The organism is Duganella sp. GW821-FHT01E12 (genome assembly GCF_059422325.1).
Window position 1 is genome coordinate 926,589 of the sequence record NZ_JBWKWR010000001.1, and the last position, 20,945, is coordinate 947,533.

The 20,945-nt window shown below is 67.0% G+C and carries 13 protein-coding genes; 11 read left to right on the forward strand and 2 right to left on the reverse strand.

Annotation, left to right across the window (positions count from 1 at the left end; genetic code table 11):
• Nucleotides 1-2 precede the first annotated feature (2 nt).
• The 9 genes from AC07WS_RS04015 to AC07WS_RS04055 all read left to right on the forward strand — a co-directional run bounded on the left by AC07WS_RS04015 (nt 3) and on the right by AC07WS_RS04055 (nt 16,016).
• Complete coding sequence (locus AC07WS_RS04015) at nt 3-3,149, forward strand: efflux RND transporter permease subunit (protein WP_494727791.1); 3,147 nt, start codon at nt 3-5, stop codon at nt 3,147-3,149.
• 71 nt (nt 3,150-3,220) lie between these two features.
• Nucleotides 3,221-5,140 carry an FAD/NAD(P)-binding protein gene (locus AC07WS_RS04020; RefSeq protein ID WP_494727792.1) on the forward strand — a complete coding sequence of 640 codons (1,920 nt, stop codon included), beginning with the start codon at nt 3,221-3,223 and terminating at the stop codon, nt 5,138-5,140.
• A 242-nt stretch (nt 5,141-5,382) separates the two neighbouring features.
• Nucleotides 5,383-6,225, forward strand: a complete 843-nt coding sequence (locus AC07WS_RS04025) for a hypothetical protein (protein WP_494727793.1) — start codon at nt 5,383-5,385, stop codon at nt 6,223-6,225.
• A 130-nt stretch (nt 6,226-6,355) separates the two neighbouring features.
• Nucleotides 6,356-7,246, forward strand: a complete 891-nt coding sequence (locus AC07WS_RS04030; RefSeq protein WP_494727794.1) for an ABC transporter ATP-binding protein — start codon at nt 6,356-6,358, stop codon at nt 7,244-7,246.
• 10 nt (nt 7,247-7,256) lie between these two features.
• Complete coding sequence (locus AC07WS_RS04035) at nt 7,257-10,841, forward strand: M1 family aminopeptidase (RefSeq protein ID WP_494727795.1); 3,585 nt, start codon at nt 7,257-7,259, stop codon at nt 10,839-10,841.
• A 75-nt stretch (nt 10,842-10,916) separates the two neighbouring features.
• The gene (locus AC07WS_RS04040; RefSeq protein WP_494727796.1) at nt 10,917-11,588 is read left to right on the forward strand and encodes an ABC transporter ATP-binding protein; all 672 of its coding nucleotides are present in this window, start codon (nt 10,917-10,919) and stop codon (nt 11,586-11,588) included.
• The gene (locus AC07WS_RS04045) at nt 11,585-13,588 is read left to right on the forward strand and encodes an HlyD family secretion protein (RefSeq protein ID WP_494727797.1); all 2,004 of its coding nucleotides are present in this window, start codon (nt 11,585-11,587) and stop codon (nt 13,586-13,588) included. Before AC07WS_RS04040 ends, AC07WS_RS04045 begins: the two co-directional genes overlap by 4 nt.
• Entirely contained in the window at nt 13,585-14,787 is a 1,203-nt protein-coding gene (locus AC07WS_RS04050) for an efflux RND transporter periplasmic adaptor subunit (RefSeq protein ID WP_494727798.1), read from the forward strand. The genes AC07WS_RS04045 and AC07WS_RS04050 overlap by 4 nt, the downstream gene beginning before the upstream one ends.
• The gene (locus AC07WS_RS04055) at nt 14,784-16,016 is read left to right on the forward strand and encodes an ABC transporter permease (protein ID WP_494727799.1); all 1,233 of its coding nucleotides are present in this window, start codon (nt 14,784-14,786) and stop codon (nt 16,014-16,016) included. Before AC07WS_RS04050 ends, AC07WS_RS04055 begins: the two co-directional genes overlap by 4 nt.
• A gap of 99 nt (nt 16,017-16,115) precedes the next feature.
• Here the strand turns inward: AC07WS_RS04055 and hemB are convergent, their stop codons facing one another.
• Nucleotides 16,116-17,132: a porphobilinogen synthase gene (gene hemB, locus AC07WS_RS04060; protein WP_494727800.1), complete on the reverse strand. Its 1,017-nt coding sequence runs from the start codon at nt 17,130-17,132 to the stop codon at nt 16,116-16,118.
• Between the two features lie 26 nt (nt 17,133-17,158).
• Nucleotides 17,159-17,887, reverse strand: a complete 729-nt coding sequence (yihA, locus tag AC07WS_RS04065; RefSeq protein ID WP_494727801.1) for a ribosome biogenesis GTP-binding protein YihA/YsxC — start codon at nt 17,885-17,887, stop codon at nt 17,159-17,161.
• 136 nt (nt 17,888-18,023) lie between these two features.
• Here yihA and AC07WS_RS04070 point away from each other — a divergent pair, with 136 nt between their 5' ends.
• On the forward strand, nt 18,024-18,704 hold the full coding sequence (locus tag AC07WS_RS04070) for a c-type cytochrome (RefSeq protein WP_494727802.1): 681 nt from the start codon (nt 18,024-18,026) through the stop codon (nt 18,702-18,704).
• A gap of 123 nt (nt 18,705-18,827) precedes the next feature.
• A complete protein-coding gene (locus AC07WS_RS04075; RefSeq protein ID WP_494727803.1) occupies nt 18,828-20,921 on the forward strand; it encodes a cytochrome c biogenesis protein ResB in 2,094 nt (697 codons plus the stop codon).
• The last annotated feature ends 24 nt before the right edge of the window (nt 20,922-20,945 follow it).

A 20,945-nucleotide genomic window follows, 5' to 3' on the forward strand; every position in this document is an offset into this window, starting at 1 on the left:
CGATGAACCTCTCCGAGTTGTGCATCCGCCGGCCGGTGATGGTGGTGCTGCTGTCGCTGACCCTGATCCTGGCCGGCGTGCTGTCGTACTTCTACATTCCGGTGGCCGCGCTGCCGAGCTACAACACGCCGGTCATCAACGTCTCGGCCGACCTGCCGGGCGCCGCGCCGGACACAATGGCCTCGTCCGTCGCGCTGCCGCTGGAGAAGCAGTTCTCCACCATCGCCGGCCTGTCGCTGATCACCTCCACCAACACGCTGGGCAATTCCTCGCTGACCCTGGAGTTCGACCCCAGCGTCAACGTCAACGAGGCGGCGGTGGACGTGCAGGCGGCGCTGCTGCGCGCCCAGCGCCAGTTGCCGATCGAGATGACCGACCTGCCGTCCTACCGCAAGGTCAACCCGGCCGACGCGCCGGTGCTGTTCATGACGATGAACTCGCCGTCGCTGACGCTGGCCGAGCTGAACGACTACGCCGAGAACCTGATCGCCCCCAGCCTGTCGACCCTGCCCGGCGTGGCCCAGGTCAGCGTCAACGGCCAGAAGCGTTTCGCCGTGCGCGTGCGCGCCAAGTCCGAGCTGATGAACGCCCGCAACCTGACGCTCGATGAATTGCAGCAGGCGATCAAGTCGGCCAACGCCAACACGCCGCTGGGCATCCTCGACGGCCCGAGCCAGACGCTGACCATCCAGGGCAACGCCCAGCTGATGAAGGCGTCCGAATTCGCCGAGCTCATCGTCGCCCAGCGCAACGGCCAGCCGGTGCGCCTGAAGGACGTGGCGACCGTCGAGGACAGCTTCCAGTCGGTCAAGACCGCCGGCAGCTACAACGGCGAGCGCTCCATCGTGCTGCTGGTGCAGCGCCAGCCGGACGCCAACACCGTGCAGGTGGTCGACGGCGTGCGCCGGCTGCTGCCGCGCTTCAAGAACCAGCTGCCGGCGTCGATCAACATCAACCTGGTCAACGACCGCTCGGTGTCGATCCGCGAAGCCATCCACGACGTCAATCTGACCCTGCTGCTGACCATCTTCCTGGTGGTGCTGGTGATCTTCCTGTTCCTGCGCCGCGCGGCCGCCACCTTCATCCCGGCCATCACGATGCCGATCTCGCTGCTGGGCGCGCTGGCCTTGTTGTACGCCTTCGGCTACAGCCTCGACAACGTCTCCCTGCTCGGCATCACGCTGGCGGTCGGCCTGGTGGTGGACGACGCCATCGTGGTGCTGGAGAACATCGTGCGCCACATCGAGCTCGGCAAGAAGCCGCTGCAGGCCTCGCTGGTGGGCGCCAAGGAGATGGGCTTCACCATCGTCTCGATCTCGGTCTCGCTGGTGGCCGTGTTCATCCCGATCTTCTTCATGCCCGGCGTGATCGGGCTGATGTTCCATGAATTCGCCGTGGTGGTGGCGCTGTCGGTGCTGGTGTCGGCGGCGGTGTCGCTGATGCTGGTGCCGATGCTGGCCAGCCGCCTGCTGCCGGCCGACGCCATCGATCCCGAGCACGACAAGGGCGGCTTCATCGGCCGCTGGTTCGAGACCGGCTTCACCGCGCTGCGCAACGGCTATGTCCGCACGCTCGACATCGCGCTGCACCACCGCTACATCGTGCTGCTGGCAGCGGTCGGCACCTTCGCGCTGACGGCGGTGCTGTACGTGACCATCCCGAAAGGCTTCTTCCCCGAGGAGGACCTGGGCCAGATCCGCGTCAACACCGAGGCCTCGGAGGACATCTCCTCGTCCTCGCTGATGGACTTGCAGGAGCGCGTGGCGGCCGTCATCAAGGCCGACCCCAATGTGCAGGACGTGACCTCGTTTGTCGGCGGCGGCAACAGCGGCCGCATGTTCCTGGTGCTCAAGCCGCGCGACCAGCGCCAGAAGATGCCGCAGGTGCTAGACAGCCTGCGCAAGGCCACCAAGTCCGTGGCCGGCATCTCCGTCTACCTGAGCCCGGTGCAGAACCTGCAGTTGGGCGGGCGCCAGTCCAAGAGCCGCTACCAGTACACGCTGCAATCGGTCAGCCCCGGCGCGCTCAACGACTGGGCGCAGAAATACCTCGACAAGCTGCGCGCCGATCCCGACTTCCGCGACGTCACCAGCGATTCGCAGAACAAGGGCTTGCAGGCCTCGCTGAAGATCGACCGCGACAAGGCCAACAACCTCGGCGTGGCCATCGGCGACGTCCGCACCGCGCTCTACCTGGCCTTCGGCGAGCGGCAAGTGTCGACCATCTACTCGCCGGCCGCCAGCTACTACGTGATCCTGGAGGCGGCCACCGCCGACCGCCAGTTCGACGACGCGCTGACCCGCATCTCGGTGCGCAACAAGAGCGGCAACCTGGTGCAGCTGTCCAGCTTTGCCACGGTCGAGCGCACCATCGGCCCGACCGCCGTCAACCACCAGGGCCAGCTGCAGGCGATCACGCTGTCGTTCAACCTGGCGCCGGACGTCCCGCTGGGCAAGGCCACCGCCAAGATCGACCAGATGGGGGCCGACATGCACCTGCCGCCGTCCATCATCACCAACTACGGCGGCGACGCGGCCGTGTTCCAGAGTTCGCAGGGCAGCCAGCTGATCCTGATCATCGCCGCGCTGGGCGTGATCTACGTGCTGCTGGGCGTGCTGTACGAGAGCTACATCCACCCGCTGACCATCCTGGCCGGCCTGCCGTCGGCCGCCGTGGGCGCCTTGCTGACCCTGCGCCTGTTCAACCTGGACCTGACGATGATCGCCATCATCGGCATCCTGATGCTGATCGGTATCGTCAAGAAGAACGCCATCATGATGATCGACTTCGCGCTGCACGTGCAGCGCAACGAGGGCCGCACGCCGGCCGAGGCGATCCGCGAAGCCTGCGTGCTGCGCTTCCGCCCGATCATGATGACCACCATGGCCGCGCTGATGGGCGCCTTGCCGATCGCGCTGGGCCTGGGCGCCGGCGCCGAGCTGCGCCAGCCGCTGGGCCTGGCCGTGGTGGGCGGCCTGATCTTCTCGCAGGTGATCACGCTGTACATCACGCCGGTCATCTACCTGTTCCTCGACAAGTACAGCGGCACCGGCCCGATGAGCGACGCCGAACTGGTCGCCGGCGATGCGCCGGCCGCCCAAGGTGTGCACGCCGTGCCACTGAAGGCCGTGAACACCGTCAAGCATTGAGCGGTGACAAGTTGATCTGAAGACCGTCTCTTTATCATGGGCAAGTTGACCACGATAAAGGACGGTTGAAGATGAAACGCTACAGTGTCACCATCGTCGGCATGGGCCCGCGCGGGCTCAGCGCTTTTGAACGCCTGGCAGCGGCCGCCGTCAGCCGCCAGCTGCCGCTCGACATCAACCTGATCGAGCCCGGCGATTGCGGCCCCGGCGTGCACAGCACGCGCCAGCCGCAGCATCTGCTGATCAACACCATCGCCAGCCAGGTCACGCTGTTTCCCGCCCCCAGCGCGGTGCAGCACGCGCCGGTGTGCGCCACGCCCTCGCTGACCGCGTGGGCGCGCCAGGCCGGCTACCGCCGCGTCGGCGAGCGCTACTACCTGCTGGGCGAGCACGGCGGCGCCGAGATCACCGAGGCCGACTACCTGCCGCGCAGCCTGCTGGGCGAATACCTGGCCTGGGCCTACCGCCAGATCGCCGCCGCGCTGCCGTCCAGCGTGCGCCTGAGCCACCACCGCCTGCGCGCCACCGACCTGTGGCGCCAGGCCGACGGCCGCCACACCGTCGAGCTGGAAACCGGCTACCTGGTGCACAGCGACTTCGTCGTGCTGACCACCGGCCACGGCCGCAACCAGCCCAGCGAGCTGGACGCGAAGCTGGCCGGCTTCGCGCAGGAGCACGCGCGCCACAACAGCCGGCTGGCCTTCGTGCGCCACGCCTATCCGCTGACCCAGCTCGACGGCATCGGCGCCGGCACCCGGGTCGCCATCCAGGGCCTGGGCCTGAGCGCGCACGACATCATCGCCGAGCTGACGGTGGGGCGGGGCGGCGCCTTCGTGCAGGGCGAGGACGGCCTGCGCTACCAACCCTCGGGCGCCGAGCCGCGCCTGACGCTGTGCTCGCGCAACTGCCTGCCGGCCGCCGCGCGCGGCGTCAACCAGAAGGGGCTGGACGGCCGCCACCAGCCGCACTACTTCACGCCGGACGCGGTGGACGCGCTGCGCCGCCTGGCGCTGGCCGCGCGCGGCAGCCGCCAGCTGGACTTCGAACGCGAACTGCTGCCCTTGCTCAAGCGCGAGATGGGGTGGGTCTACCGCAGCACGCTGGCCACGGCAGCGCCGGACGGCGCCGCCATCGATCCCGCCAAATACCTGCTGACGGCGGAAGACAGCGCGCTGATCGACCAGCTGCTGTTCCCGCTGCACGGACGCGAGTTCGGCTCGCTGGACGAGTTCCGCCAGTTCTTCTGCGGCTGGCTGCGCGACGACCTGGCCGAGGCCAGGCTGGGCAACGTCGGCAGCGCCGTCAAGGCCGCCACCGACGTGCTGCGCGACGCCCGCGCCACCCTGCAGGCGGCGGTCGAGCACGGCGGCCTGACGCCGGCCTCGCACCGCCGCTTCCTCGACGTCTACCACCCGGCCATCAACCGCATCGCCTTCGGGCCGCCGCTGCGGCGCAACCAGGAGCTGCTGGCGCTGCTGGACGCGGGCGTGATCGACATCGCCGCCGGACCCGGCTGCACCATCGGGCTCGACGGGCAGAACGCGCGCTACGTGCTGAGCACCACCTTCGGCGAAAAGGTGGTCCAACACCAGGCCGATGTGCTGGTGATCGCCCGCCTGGACGCCTTTTTGCCCGAACTCGACGATTCCTTACTCATCCGTAATGTGCTGAAGCGGGGGCTGGTGCGGCCGTATTACAACGGCGCCTACCACCCCGGCGGGCTCGACATCGACAGCGCCGGCCAGCCGCGCGACGACTTCGGCCAGCCGTCGCGCGACCTGTGGGCGCTGGGCTATCTGGTCGAGGGCGCGCACTACTACACGCACGCCCTGCCAAGGCCGCAGATGCGCTCGCGCCAGGTGCTGGACGCCGACCGCTGCGTGCACGCCATGCTGGCCCGCATGGACGCCGCCGCCCAGCCCGGCACCCGCCAGACCATCGCCGCATCCTCCTCCACGGTGTTGCCGCACGTCACTTTGCAAGACCCTTGATACATACGGTAACACCCGTCAAGACGCGGAACTTGTAAGCTATTCCTGTTAAATTCCCTGGAGCGCACGCGCCGCCGTCCGGCGCGTTATCATGGCCTTGCACAGCGGTTCCCAAAAATGCGGGACTCTGGCACTATGGCCGCATTTTGTCGACGTCGTTCCATTCAAGGTTTGCTATTTTGCATCACGATTCCCATATACTTTCTGCAAATTCCGAATATTGCGAAACGTGCGGCCAGCGTTTGCCTGAGGCCGGGGAGCGGTACGCCGCATGGGATCGCAAATCGCAGTCCAACCGCATCGGCGTCGGCATCTCGATCGCGCTGCACCTGCTGGGCGTGCTGTACTACTTCCTGTCGCCCACGCCCAAGAACACCCATGCCGCGCCGCCCAAGGGCGGGGTGATGGTCTACATCGCGCCGTTGCCGGACAAGGCGGCCAAGAAGCCCAAGCCCGAGCCCAAGAAGACCGAGGTGGCCAAGGCCGTCAAGCCGCCGCCGCCGCGCAAGCAGGTCGCCTCCAAGGACGCGCCGGCCGCTATCCGCCCCAAGCTGGAAACCTATGTGCCGCCGGTGCAGGCGACCATGACGCCGCCGCCCGAGCAGGACATGTCCGAGATGATCGCCAAGCGCCGCGCCGCGCGCGAGGCCAACAACCCGCAACCGGCGCCGCCGGCCCCGGCCGAGAGCGACAGCGAACGTTCGCTGCGCATCGCCAAGGCCAACATCGCCGGCGCGCAGGGCCGCACCAGCGGCGCCGACAAGGACGACACCGGCGGCATCTTCTCGGTCGACAAGAGCTACCACAGCGCCGACGTCAAGTTCCGCGGCTGGAACACCAACTTCAAGCGCCGCTGGCTGCAGCAGATCCACGTCGAGCAGGGCGCCGAGCAGGACATCGAAACCGCCGTGGCCAAGGAAATGGTCAAGATCATCCGCAAGGAAAAGCCGGGCGACTTCGAGTGGGATTCGCGCCGCCTGGGCAAGGTCGTGACGCTGAGCGCGCGCAAGGAGGACGAGAAGGAATTGATCGCCTTCCTGCTCAAGGAAATGTTCCCCGAATACACGCGCGGCGCCGGCCGCTGATTTTGCCAAAAAACTACGTTTCATTCCCCGAATTCCGCAGTCGGTCGCAAATCCCTGATAGCTTGACAACTTTACCTTAAAGTAAAGTTGTCGCGGACTGTGTCCGTCCCCTATCAGGAGAATGTGTTCCATGCTATCGATCAAACAGCTGAGTAAGACCTACGCCAACGGCGTCAAGGCCATCAACGACGTCACGCTCGACATCCCGAACGGCATGTTCGGCCTGCTCGGCCCCAACGGCGCCGGCAAATCGTCGCTGATGCGCACCATCGCCACGCTGCAGGACCCCGATAGCGGCTCCATCCATTTCGACGGCCTCGACGTGCTGGCCCAGCCCGAGGCACTGCGCCGCCAGCTCGGCTACCTGCCGCAGGACTTCGGCGTCTACCCCAAGGTCACGGCCGAGGTGCTGCTGAACCACTTCGCCGTGCTCAAGGGCCTGACCGCGCGCGGCGAGCGCAAGGAGGCGGTCGAGGCGCTGCTGCAACAGACCAATCTGTGGGAAGCGCGCAAGCGCGGCCTGGGCACCTACTCGGGCGGCATGCGCCAGCGCTTCGGCATCGCCCAGGCGCTGCTCGGCGCGCCGCGCCTGGTGATCGTCGATGAGCCCACCGCCGGCCTCGACCCCGACGAACGCAACCGCTTCCTCAACCTGCTGGCCAAGATCGGCGAGCAGGTGGTGGTGATCCTGTCGACCCACATCGTGGCCGACGTCACCGACCTGTGCCCGCGCATGGCGCTGATCGTCAAGGGCGAGGTGCGGCTGCAGGGCGAGCCGCAGGCCACCATCGACACGCTGCGCGGCAAGGTCTGGCGCCGCAGCGTCAGCGCCGAGGCGCTGCCGGAATACCAGCAGCGCATGAGCGTGCTGCACACCCGCCTGGTCGGCGGCAAGCCGCAGATCAATGTGTACGCCGACGGCCAGCCGGACGACGGCTTCATCCAGGTCGAGCCGGACCTGGAGGACGTCTACTTCCTGCACGTGCGCGGCGCCGCCGCCAACGCGGCCGCCACGGTCTGAGGGGCGCGCCATGTTGATGGAATTCTTTAAATTCGATTTACGCTTCCAGTTGCGCCAGCCGCTGCTGTGGGTTACCGGCCTGATCCTGGGCCTGCTGGCCTTCGGCGCCGCCACCAGCGACGCCATCCAGGTCGGCGGCGCCATCGGCAATGTGCACCGCAACGCGCCGGTGGTCGTGGCTCAGATGCTGGGCTCGTTCACCGTGGTGGCCACTTTCATCGTCACCGTCTTCATCGCCGGCACCGTGCTGCGCGACAGCGAGGTCGGCATCTCCGACATGCTGTTCGCCACGCCGATGCGCAAGTACCAGTACCTGGCCGGGCGCTTCCTGGCCGGCCTGACGGCCTGCGTGAGCATCTTCGTGCTGATCGCCGCCGGCATGCTGCTCGGTTCGGTCATGCCGTGGGTCGACACCGCCCGCATCGGGCCGCAGCCGCTGTTCGCCTACCTGTGGGGTTTCGGCTTCTTCGTCATTCCCAACCTGGTGTTCGTCGGCGCCTTGCTGATGCTGCTGGCGGCCACCACCCGCTCGATGATGTTGGTCTATGTCGGCGTGCTGGGCTTCTTCGTGCTGTGGATCGTGGCCGGCGTGTTCACCCGCGACATCAACAACGAATGGACCGCCGTGCTGCTCGACCCGTTCGGCGTGCGCGCCTTCGGCCGCGCCACCCGCTACTTCTCGACCGCCGATTCGAACGCCAGCCTGCCGCCGTTCAGCGGCTTCCTGCTGGCCAACCGCGCGCTGTGGCTGGCGGTGGCGCTGGTGTTCTTCGGCGCCACGCTGGCGCTGTTCAAGCCGCAGCGCGCCGGCACCGGCCGCCGCCTGTTCGGCAAGGCCAAGGCCGCCGCGGCGGTGGCCGCGCCGACGCCGTCCAACGTGGCGCTGCCGCGCACGGTCGCGCGCTTCAGCGCCTCGACCGGCTGGCGCCAGTGCTGGCACATCCTGCGCTTCGACGCGGTGGGCGTGTTCAAGAGCGTGCCCTTCCTGGTGATGCTGCTGTTCGGTGTGCTTAACTTTATCGGCGCCGGCAGCCAGGCCGGGGCCAATTTCGGCACCACCGTGTATCCGGTCACCGGGCTGATGCTGCGCACGCTGGCCGGCACCTTCAACTTCATGCTGATCATCGTGCTGACCTTCTACGCGGGCGAGTTGATCTTCAAGGAACGCCAGGCCAAAATCGCCGACGTTAGCGACGCCATGCCGGTGCCGGATTGGGCGCCGCTGCTGGCCAAGAGCATCGCGCTGATGGGCGTCATCTTCGGTTTCCTGCTGACCGGCGTGGTGGCGGCCGCGTGCTTCCAGCTGGTCAAGGGCGGCACGCCGATCGAAGTGGGCCTGTACCTGAAAGGCGTGCTGCTGGAATCGGCGTTCTTCGTGCTGATGGGCCTGATGGCGCTGGTGCTGCAGGTGCTGACCAACAACAAGTTCCTCGGCTATCTGCTGGTGATCGTGCTGATGGTGTCGCAGATCGTGCTGGGCGTCATGCACTTCGACCACAACCTGTACAACTTCGCCTCGCTGCCCGGCCTGCGCTATTCGGACATGAACGGCTACGGCCACTTCCTCAAGGGCTGGTCGTGGTTCGGCGTCTACTGGGGCTTGTTCACGCTGGCGCTGCTGGTGCTGGCGCAGGCCTTCTGGGTGCGCGGACTGGCGCGTCCGTGGCGCCAGCGCGTGCAACTGGCGGCGGCGCGCCTGAAGGGGCCGTCCGGCGTCGCGCTGGCCACGCTGCTGGCCGGCTTCGCGGGCAGCGGCGCCTGGATCTTCTACAACACCAACGTGCTCAACAAGTACGAGGCGTCCGATGTGGCGATGGACAAGCAGGCCCGCTACGAAAAGCTGTACCGCCGCTATATCGACCTGCCGCAGCCGCGCGTGACCGACATCAGCGCCGACGTCGACATCTACCCGGCCGAGCGCCGGGTGGCGATCCGCGGCCGCTACCAGATGGAGAACAAGACCGGCGCGCCGCTCGACGTGCTGCGCATCCAGGTCAATCCCGACCTTGAAACGCGCTTCGACAACCTGCCGCCGCACAAGGTGGAGCTGGACGACAAGGAGGCCGGCTTCAGCATCGTCAAGCTAGCGCAGCCGCTGGCGCCCGGCGCCAAGCTTGACCTGGCCTTCCACGTCGACGTGCGCAACCAGGGCTTCACCAACAGCGGCGCGGCCGACCGGGTCAACCTGAACGGCACCTTCTTCGACAACTTCACGTTCTTCCCGCACTTCGGCTACAACCACCAGGGCGAGCTGACCGACCGCAACGAACGCCGCAAGCGCGGCCTGGGCGAGCCGGTGCGCATGGCCAAGCTGGAGGACGAGAAGGCGCGCGGCAACGCCATCTTCAGCGACGAGGCGGACTGGATCAACTTCGAGACCACCGTCTCCACCAGCGCCGACCAGATCGCCATCGCCCCCGGCTATTTGCAGAAGCGCTGGGAGCAGAACGGCCGCCGCTACTTCCACTACAAGATGGACCGGCCGATGGTGCCGTTCTTCGCCTACCTGTCGGCCCGCTGGGAAGTGCGCAAGGGCGAGTGGCACGGCCTGCCGATCGAGATCTACTACGACAGCAAGCACGCCTACAACGTCGACCGCATGATCACCTCGGCGCAGAAATCGCTCGACTACTTCGAGGCCAACTTCACGCCCTACCAGCACAAGCAGGTGCGGGTGCTGGAGTTCCCGAACTACCAGGGCTTCGCGCAATCGTTCGCCAACACCATCCCGTATTCGGAGTCGATAGGCTTCATCGCCGACCTGCGCGACAAGGACGACATCGACTACGTCTACTACGTCACCGCGCACGAGATGGCGCACCAGTGGTGGGGCCACCAGGCGGTCAGCGCCAACATGCAGGGCTCGACCATGCTGATCGAATCGCTGGCGCAATATTCGGCGATGATGGTGATGGAGAAGGCCTACGGCCGCGACAAGCTGCGCCGCTTCCTGCGCTTCGAGCTGGACCACTACCTGCGCGACCGTGGCGGCGAGCTGGTCGAGGAGCAGCCGCTGCTGCGCGTGGAGAACCAGCAGTACATCCACTACCGCAAGGGCAGCCTGGTGTTCTACCGCCTGCGCGACGAGATCGGCGAGGAAGCGCTCAACCGCGCGCTCAAGCGCTTCCTGAACGACAAGGCCTATCAGCAGCCGCCGTACACCACCAGCCGCGAGTTGCTGTCCTACATCCGCGCCGAGGCGCCGCAGGACAAGCAGGCGCTGATCACCGACCTGTTCGAGAAGATCGTCTTCTACGACAACCGCGTGACCGAGGCCAAGGCCCGCAAGCGCGCCGACGGCCAGTGGGACGTGACCATGACGCTGCACCTGGCCAAGATGGAGGCCGACGGCAAGGGCAAGGAGACGCCGCGCGTCTACGACGAGCCGGTGGAGATCGCCGTGTTCGCGCGCGCCAAGGGCGCCAAGGAGCGCGACGAGCGCGTGCTGTACACCGACAAGCGCGTGCTGCAGGGCAGCGATCCGGTGGTGACGGTCACGGTCAAGGAACAGCCGTTCGAGGTCGGCGTCGACCCGTACAACAAGATGATCGACCGCGTCTCGCGCGACAACCGCATGGAGGTCACGCTCGACTAAGCGTGGCAAAAATTGTTACACTAAAAGACAAATTAGTGAATTGACAAAACTATCATCGGCGGAGATACTTCCCCGATGATAGAACTCCGCGAGATCCGCAAGACCTACCGCCAGGGCGGCAACGACATCCGTGCCCTCGACGGCATCGACCTGCACATCGCGCCCGGCGAGTTCGTCGCCATCATGGGGCCGTCCGGCTCCGGCAAATCCACCTTGCTCAACGTGCTCGGCGCGCTGGACCGTCCCGACAGCGGCCGCTACCGCCTGGCCGACCACGAGATCAGCGCCCTCGACGACGACGCCGCCTCCGAGGTGCGCAACCGCCGCATCGGCTTCGTGTTCCAGTCCTTCCACCTGCTGCCGCGCCTGACGGTGCTGGAAAACGTGCTGCTGCCGCAGCGCTACGCCCGCGCCGCCGATCCGGAGGCGGCCGCCCGCGCGGTCGCGCTGCTGGAGCGCATCGGCCTGGGCGAGCGCACCGGCCACCTGCCGGGCCAGCTGTCCGGCGGCCAGCTGCAACGCGCCGCGATCGCCCGCGCGCTGCTCAACCGCCCGGCGTTGCTGCTGGCCGACGAACCCACCGGCAATCTCGATTCCAAAAGCGCCGCCGACGTGCTGGCGCTGCTGAAGGAGCTGCACGCCGGCGGCCAGACGCTGGTGCTGGTCACGCACGATCCGGCCATCGCCGCCGGCGCCCAGCGCACCATCCACCTGCGCGACGGCCGCATCGACGAGGTGGCCGCATGAAGCCGGGCTCCTCCATCGCCGTGCTGTGCGCCGTGCCGCTGCTGGCGGCCGGCATCGCCGCCGCCGTCTCATCGCACGGCATCGCTGGCGCCGCCTCGTCCACCAGCGCCGCGTCTGGCCGCGCCACGCCGGGTGAAGCCGGCGCCGTGCAGACCCCGGCCGCGCGCCCCGTGCTGCTGACCGGCGAAGTCGAAGCGCTGGACACGCAGACCATCGTGGTGCCGCCATCGAATTCGTCGCCGCTGGTGCTGCGCAACTTCGTGGCCGAGGGCACGCAGGTCAAGGCCGGCGACCTGGTGCTGCGCATCGAGACCGGCGGCGCCGCCAACATCGACCGCCTGAAGACCGAGCTGGACCGCGCCATCGCCCGGGTCGAGCGCGACACCGCCACCCTCGAAGCGGGCGCCATCGACACCGAGAAAGCGCTGATCAGCGCTGAGGCCGCGCTGGCCAAGGCCAAGGTGGATGCCGCGCTGCCCAAGCTACAGATCACCGCGCTGAACTACGACCGCTACCAGGCCGAGCTGGACCGCGCCACCCGCGACCTGGCGATCAAGCTCGAAGCGCGCGACAACTACCGGCAGTCGGTGCTGCGCCGGCGCGAGGACGGCGAGCTGGAAGTGAAGAAAATGCAGATCAACCTGGCCTTCCAGACCGTCCAGCTCAAGCAGTCCGAAGTGCGCGCCGCGCGCGACGGCGTGGTGGTGCACGGCTACAGCCCGTGGAAGGGCGAACGCTTCGAGGAAGGCTCGTCGGCCTGGCCGGGCAACGCCGCCGGCGTGGTGCAGGGCGGCGGCCAGATGGCGGTCACGGCCTGGGTGCTGGAGGCCGACCGTCCCTACCTGAGCGAAGGCCAGGACCTCAGCCTGCGCTTCGATGCGCTGCCCGGCGCCGCGCTGACCGGCACGATCAAGTCGATCACCAGCGCGCCGGAAGCGCGCGCCAGCTGGGGCAGCGGACGCTACTTCCGCGTCAAGATCGGCCTGCCGGAAGGGCACGGCCTGCCGCTGGTGGCGGGCATGAGCGTCTTCGCCGAACCGCGCGCCGCCGGGGCAGTTGCGAACGCCGCGCACCAGCCGGCCATCGCCGCCGAGCCGCCGGCCATCGAGGGCGAGATCGCCTCGCGCCAGGCGCTGCCGGTGTCGCCGCCGACCATCCCGTATGTGTGGCAGTACAAGCTGGCCAGCATCGCGCCCGAGGGCTCGCTGGTCAACGCCGGCCAGCCGATCGCGCAATTCGAATCGGGCGAGGTGACCACCCAGCTGATGCAGCAGCAAGGCCAGCTGCGCGAAAAGCAGCGCGCGCTGGAAAAGCTGCAACTCGACCAGGCCGAGGCCGACCGCGCCGGCGAGCTGGCCGTGGCCGAGGCGCAAAGCAACGCCGAGAAGGCCGAGCGCAAGGCCACGCAGCCGAAGGAATTGATACGCCGCGTCGACTACGACAAGCTGGTCATCGAACGCACGGAGAAGCTGGCGCTGGCCAGGCTGGCGGTGGAGCAGCGCGCCGTGCAGATCCGCGCGCGCCGGGCCGAGCTCACCGGCCTGCAGGCGGAAGTGGCGGACCTGCAGCGGCAACTGGCCGCGCTGACCAAGGGCCAGGCGGCGATGACGGTGCTGGCGCCGCGCAAGGGACTGGTGATGTACCGCACCACCTTCTCGGGCGAGAAGGTCACCGTCGGCAGCCAGGTGTGGATGGGCTTGTCGGTGGCCACGCTGGCCGACCCGGACCAGCTGTACATCAACGCCACCGTGCCGGAGGCGCAGGCGTCGAACGTGCGCATCGGCCAGCGGGCGCGCGTGACCGTGCCGGGCGCCAACCAGGCGTTGAGCGCGCACGTGGTGGCGCTGGGCCGCGCCTTCCACGGCAAATCCACCGCGCAATCGACCATCGTGCGCGATCTCGAACTGCAGTTTGACGGCGCGCCCGCCGGGCTCAAACCGGGCGCCGCCGTGCAGGCGGTGCTGGTGGCCGACGCGCGCGGCAAGGAACACAAGCAATGAACAAACCCTGCATGGCATTGATGCTGCTGGCGCTGGCCGGCTGCGGCGGCGAGGCCTCGACCGCGCCCGGCGCCGTCGAAACCCTGGCCGCGCGGCCGTGGGCCGAAACGCTGACGGTGGACGGCGAAATCAAGGCCGCCGCCAGCACCGCGCTGACCGTGCCCGGCAGCGGATGGAGCAGCCGCGTGCTGGTGGACATGGTGGCCGACGGCAGCGCCGTGCGCAAGGGCGACGTGGTGGCGCGCTTCGACGCGCCGCAGGCGCGCATGGAACTGTCGCAGGCCGAGATGGAACTGCTGCGCAAGACCATCGCCGAAGCCGGCAACGCGGGCAACGCCTCCGTCGAGCGCAGCACGCTGGCCGGCGAGCGCGCCAAGGTCGAGGACGACCTCGGCCTGAGCCAGCGCTACGCCAAGGTCGATCTGACCATCTTCGCCCGCAACACCATCCTCGACGCGCTGGCCGACGTCGGCTTCCTCAGCACCAAGCGCGGCTACCTGGACTGGAAGGGCGGCCAGGCCAAGGCGCGCACGGCCGCGCAGGACGCGGTGCTGCACTCGCAGCGCGACAGCGTGGCGCAGACGGCCAAGCGCAACCGCGACAGCCTGGACGCGCTGGAACTGGTGGCGCCGCACGACGGCGTGTTCCTGCTGGTGCCGCGCTGGGACGGCGCCAAGCCGGAGATCGGCGCCAGCCAGTCGGCCGGGCAGGAGTTCGGCACCTTGCCGGACCTGCGCCAGCTGGTGGCGCACTTCACCGTGGCCGAGGGCCGGGCCTTCGGCCTGAAGGCCGGGCTGCCGGTGCAGGTGCGCCTGGCCGGCACCGGCACCGCGCTGACATTGACCGTGACCCGCGTCGGCAACAGCGCCAGCACCACCTCCACCGAGTCGCCCGTCAAGTACAGCGACTTCGACGCCGCCATCCCCAACGACGCCGCGGTCAAGCTGGGCCTCAAGCCCGGCCAGGCGCTGCGCGGCACCGTGCAGCTGGTGACACGGCCGGCCGCGCTGACCGTGCCCAACCTGGCGCTGGTGCAGGATGGCGCGGGCTACGCGGTGTACACGGACGAGCAGGGCAAGCCGGTGCGGCACAAGATCGAGCTGGGCCAGCGCGGCCCGGTGCGCAGCGAACTCAAAAGCGGATTGACGGCCGGCGCGCGCATCGTGCTGCTGCCGCCGTCGTCCACGGAGAAATCATGAACCTGCCATTGATACGGGAGGCCGTGACCGAACTGTTGCGGCGCAAGCTGCGCACCGGGCTCACACTGCTGGGCATGATCTTCGGCGTGGCCGCCATCGTCGCCATGCTGGCGGTGGGCGAGGGCAGCAAGCGCGAGGCGCTGCGGCTGGTGGCCGAGCTGGGCCTGGACAACGTGCTCATCGAAAGCAAGGCCATCGAGCCCGAGCAGCTGAAGGAAATCCGCACGCGTTCGCTGGGCCTGTCCGCCGCCGACGCCGAGGCCGCGCTGTCGGTGGTGCCGGGCGCGCAGACGGTGGCGCTGAAAAAGGAGATCAAGGTCGACCAGCTGGTGCTGGGGGACAAGGTGGTGGCGGGGCGCGCCTATGCGGTGTCGCCGTCGTACGCGGCGCACGGCGGCCTGCAGGTGGCCAGCGGCCGCTGGCTGGCGGCGCAGGATGGCGCCACGCTGGCGCCGGTATGCGTGGTCGGCGCGCGGCTGGCGCGCACCCTGTTCGGCGATGGCGCTGCGGTCGGCCAGCGGGTCAAGCTCAACCATGTGTGGCTGGAAGTGGTCGGCGTGCTGGCCGACCGCGCGCAAAGCAAGTCCGACTTCGAAGGCGTCAAGCTGGGACTGGATGACGAGCGCCTGTTCGTGGCGTGGGAGACGGGGCGCGCGCGCTTCAGTTTCAAGCGCATCGAGGACGAGGTGGACGGCATCAGCGTGCGCCTGGGCGGCGGCGTCGCGCCCGACAGCGCCGCCCGCGTGCTGCAGGCATTGATCACGCAGCGCCACGGCGTCGCCGACGACACCAACCTGATCGTACCGATGGGCCTGTATCGCCAGAACCAGCAGACGCAGCGGATCTTCACCATCGTCATGAGTTCGATCGCGGCGGTATCGTTGCTGGTGGGCGGCATCGGCATCATGAACATCATGCTGGCCAACGTGCTGGAGCGGCGGCGTGAAGTGGGCTTGAAGCGGGCGCTGGGCGCGCGGCGGCGGGACGTGATCGAGCAGTTCCTGGCCGAGGCGCTGGTGATCGCCGTCAGCGGCGCCCTGCTGGGCGTGGCGCTGGGCGCGATCGCCGCCTACAGCATCGCCGCGCTGGCCGGCTGGTCGGTCGCCTGGTCGCCGTTGAGTTTGATCGTAGCGGTGTTGCTATGTGTCGGCGTCGGGTTGGCCTTCGGCGTCTTCCCTGCCCGCCAGGCCGCCGCCCTCGATCCCATCGCCGCCCTGCGCAGCGACTAAATAAAATTGGGGTCAAGTCTGACATTCGGACACGAGCTCTGCAGTAGGCGCGTGCCTAGTGCAGAGCTCGTGTCCGAATGTCAGACTTGACCCCAGGGGTTATTTTGATGCTTTGAGCAGGCGGGCGACGTCCAGCGCGAAGTAGGTCAGCACGGCGTCGGCGCCGGCGCGCTTGAAGGCCAGCATCGATTCCATCATCACCTTGTCGTGGTCCAACCAGCCGTTTTGCGCGGCCGCCTTGATCATCGCGTATTCGCCACTGACCTGGTACGCAAAAGTCGGTACCTTGAACTCGTCCTTGACCCTGCGCACAATATCCAGGTACGGCATGCCAGGCTTGACCATCACCATGTCCGCGCCTTCGGCCAGGTCCAGCCCGACTTCGCGCAGGGCCTCGTCGCTGTTGGCCGGGTCCATCTGGTAGGTGTTCTTGTCGCTCTTGCCCAAATTCTTGGCCGAGCCGACCGCGTCGCGGAACGGGCCGTAGAACGCCGACGCGTACTTGGCCGAGTACGCCATGATGCGCGTGTGGATGTGCCCCTTGGCCTCCAGCGCCGCCCGCACCGCACCGATGCGCCCGTCCATCATGTCCGATGGCGCCACCACGTCCACGCCCGCATCGGCCTGGCACAGGGCCTGGCGCACCAGCATGTCGGTGGTCAGGTCGTTGATCACATAACCGTTCTCATCGATCAGGCCGTCCTGGCCGTGGCTGGTGTACGGGTCCAGCGCGACGTCGGTCAGGATGCCCAGCTCGGGGAAGGCTTGCTTCAAGGTGCGCACGGCGCGCGGCACCAGCCCGTCCGGGTTGGTCGCTTCGATGCCGTCCGGCGTCTTCTTCGACGCGTCGATCACCGGGAACAGCGCCAGCACCGGAATGCCCAGCTCCACGCATTCCTGCGCCACCTTCAGCAGCAAGTCCACCGACACCCGCTCCACGCCCGGCATCGACGCCACCGGCTCGCGCTGCTGCGTGCCTTCCAGGATAAACACCGGGTAGATCAAGTCCGCGGCGGTGACGTTGTTTTCGCGCATCAGGGCGCGCGAGAACGGGTCGCGGCGCATGCGGCGCATGCGGATGGCGGGGAATTGGGCGGAAACGTGTGGATTGTGCATCGCTAAAACTTTCCTATGCTGTGGGGTTATTGCTCGTCGGGCTCGGCGTCGTCTTCCATTTCGATCAGATCGACCTGGGCGGCGGCTTCGTCATCGGTGACGCCGGCCAGTTCCAGGATCTTGTCGTTGGCTTCTTCGATGCCGATGCGCTTGAGCGCGGAGAACAGTTGCACGGTGAAGGGGAAACCTTCGCCGTCTTCGTCGACGTAGCTGTCGAGCTTGGCCTTGGCCTGGCGCAGCACGTTGACGGATTCGTTGCGGTTCAATTTGTCAACCTTGGTAAGGATGCAATGGATCGGCTTGCCGGTCGGGGCGAACCATTCCAGCATCTGGATGTCCAGCTCGGTGAACGGGCGGCGCGAATCCATGATCAAGATCAAGGCCGCCAGTTGCTCGCGGCGCTGGACATAGTCGCCCAGCAGGCGCTGCCAGTGCAGCTTGGCCGAGCCGGACACCTCCGCGTAGCCGTAGCCCGGCAGGTCGACCAGCAGGCATTCGATCTCGTCGACGATGGTCGGGTCCTTGCGGTGCTGCGCCACGTGGGCGCCGCCGATCGAGAAGTAGTTGATGTGCTGGGTGCGGCCAGGGGTCTTGGACGCGAACGCCAGCCCTTTCTGGTTGCACAGGATGTTGATGGCGGTCGATTTGCCGGCGTTGGAGCGACCTGCAAAGGCGATTTCCGGCACCGTGGTGTCGGGCAGATCGCGCAATTGGTTGACGGTCGTAAAGAAGCGGGCTTGCCAGAGTTTGGACATGAGATGGGGGAAATGCAACAAAAGGGAGCAAATATGCTGGAAAGCTATTGTACAATGAGTGGTTACGAAGTGTTGCCATAGCCGATAGCTACTAGCCTGCGGCATACGTTCGACAAACTTTTTTGAGGGTGCTTGAATGAATCGTGCGTTTTCACCGTTTGTAAAATCCCTGTTGGTAGCCCTGCTGGCCGTTGCCGGCACCGCATCCGCCGCCGAAGAAAAAAAACCGGCCCACGCCGAAGCGGCAGCGCCCAAAGTCGATGCGGCCAAAGGCGGCACCCTGTTTGAAAACGGCGACACCGCGCGCGGCCTGCCGGCCTGCGTCTCCTGCCACGGCGCGGGCGGCAACTCCACCATCACCGTCAATCCCAAACTGGCCGGCCAGCACGAAGGCTACATTTACAAGCAGTTGGTGAACTTTTCCGGCGATGAGCGGAATCAACCGGTCATGACCGGCTTCGCCAAGATGCTGACCGACGAGGAAAAGCACAACATCTCGGCCTGGCTGGCCACCCAGGCGCAAAAGCCGGGTGCCGCGAAGAACAAGGAAACGGTTGAGATGGGCAAGAAGATTTATCGCGGCGGCATCGCCGAGAAAAACGTCCCGGCCTGCGCAAGCTGCCATGGCGCCACCGGCGCCGGCATCCCGGTGCAATATCCACGCATCGCCGGCCAGCACCAGGACTACACGGTGGCCCAGCTGGGCCTGTTCAAGGCCAACGGCCGCAAGAACAGCGCGCAGATGACCACCATCGCCAAGCGCATGTCGGATGAGGAAATGAAAGCCGTGGCCGATTACGTCGCCGGCTTGAAATAAGAACAGCTGGCCGCGCCCTTGGGTTGCGGTGCAACTGATAGTGCATAGAGGGCGGCAGCGTAAGCGGGCTGCCCTTTTTGTTGTTATGCTGCCCCCAGCATATTTTTTTGAGATCGTTCCAGCATGAGCAGCAGCCCCAGCACCACCGGCATCGAACTGAAGACCCGCCGCCCCCTCGTCGGCGAACTGGTCGAACTGATTTCCTCCATGCGCTTCGCCATCGCGCTGCTGGCGATGATCGCCATCGCCGCCATCGTCGGCACCGTGATGAAGCAGGGCGAGGCCACCAACAACTACATCAACCAGTTCGGGCCGTTCTGGTTCGAGGTGTTCGGCAAGCTGGGCCTGTACACCGTGTACTCGGCCTGGTGGTTCCTGCTGCTGATGACCACGCTGGTGACGTCGACCTCGCTGTGCATCATCCGCAACGCGCCCAAGATGCTCAAGGACATGCGCAGCTGGCGCGAGAACGTGCGCGAGAATTCGCTGCTGAATTTCCACCACAAGATGCAGTGGCGCTCGTCGCTGGCGCGCGCCGCGCTGGCGCAGCAGACCGCCGCCCGCCTGGCCGACACCGGCTACAAGGTCAAGCTGGTCGACAAGGACAACGGCACGCTGGTGGCGGCCAAGCAGGGCGCGGCCAACAAGTTCGGCTACATCTTCGCGCACACCGCCATCGTGGTCATCTGCATCGGCGGCCTGCTCGATTCGGACGTGCCGATCCGCCTGCAGGAATGGTTCCTCGGCAAAGTACCGTTCAACGGCAGCGGCTTGATCTCGGCGGTGCCGGCGCAGAGCCGCCTGGGCCTGGGCAATCCCACCTTCCGCGGCAACACCATGATCCCGGAAGGCTCGACCAGCGACAGCGCCATCATCACCCGTCCCGACGGCGTGCTGATCCAGGACCTGCCGTTCACCATCAAGCTGAAAAAATTCAATATTGATTTTTACACCACCGGCATGCCCAAGCTGTTCGCCAGCGAGGTCGAGGTGCGCGACCACGCCAGCGGCGAGGTGGTCAAGGCCGTCATCGAGGTCAATAAGCCGCTGCTGTACAAGGGCCTGGCGATCTACCAGTCCAGCTTTGACGACGGCGGCAGCAAGCTCAAGCTGAGCGGCTACCCGATGGTGGGCGGCAGCACCGCCAAGTTCGACATCGCCGGCGAGGTCGGCGGCAGCACCGCCATGGGCGACGCCTACACCGTCGAATGGTCGGGCTTCCGTCCGTTCAACGTCGAGAACCTGGCCGCCTCGCAGGACGCGCGCGCCGTCACCAAGGGCAAGAGCCTGGAGGAGCAGTTCGCCAACAGCCTCGACAAGCACACCGGCTCGGCCGGCCGCAACGCCCACAACAAGGACTTGAAGAACGTCGGCCCCAGCGTGACCTACAAGCTGCGCGACAAGACCGGCCAGGCGCGCGAATACCAGAACTATATGCAACCGGTGACGGTGGACGGCGCGACCGTCTTCCTGGCCGGCATGCGCGTCAACCCGTCGGACCCGTTCAGCTTCCTGCGCATTCCCGCCGACGACGCCCACAGCGTGACCGAATGGATGCGCCTGCGCGCCGCCCTCAGCGACCCGGCCCTGCGCGCCGCCGCCGCCAAGCGCTACGCCGAGCGCGCCACGCCGCAGTCGCCCAACGGCGACGCGCTGCGCGGCCAGTTGCAAGCCTCGGCCGAGAAGAGCCTGACCATCTTCGCCGGCAACGACAAGGCGGCCGGCTTCGTCGCCATCTCGCGCTTCCTGGAGAAGATCCCGGCCGCCGAGCAGGAAAAGGCCGCCGACGTGTTCATGAAGATCCTCAACGGCAGCCTGTGGGACCTGTGGCAGGCCGCCCGCGCCAAGGACGGCCTGGAGCCGGTCAGCGCCGACGAGGCCCACGCCCGCTTCCTGCAACTGTCCACCAACGCCCTGTCGGACGCCTACTTCTACGGCGCGCCGGTCTACCTGCAGCTGGACGACTTCACACAGATCCAGGCCTCGGTGTTCCAGGTCACGCGCTCGCCGGGCAAGAAGGTGGTCTACCTGGGCTGCGTATTCCTGGTGCTGGGTGTATTCTCGATGTTTTATATCCGCGAACGCCGCCTGTGGGTGTGGATCAAGGACGACGGCGCCGGCGCCGAGGCGCTGATGGCCATGAGCACCCAGCGCAAGACGCTGGACTTCGAACGCGAGTTTGAAACTTTGAAAGAAAAGCTGCCGCAATCGGCGTAAGCTGTAGCGGCCACGGAGAGAAAT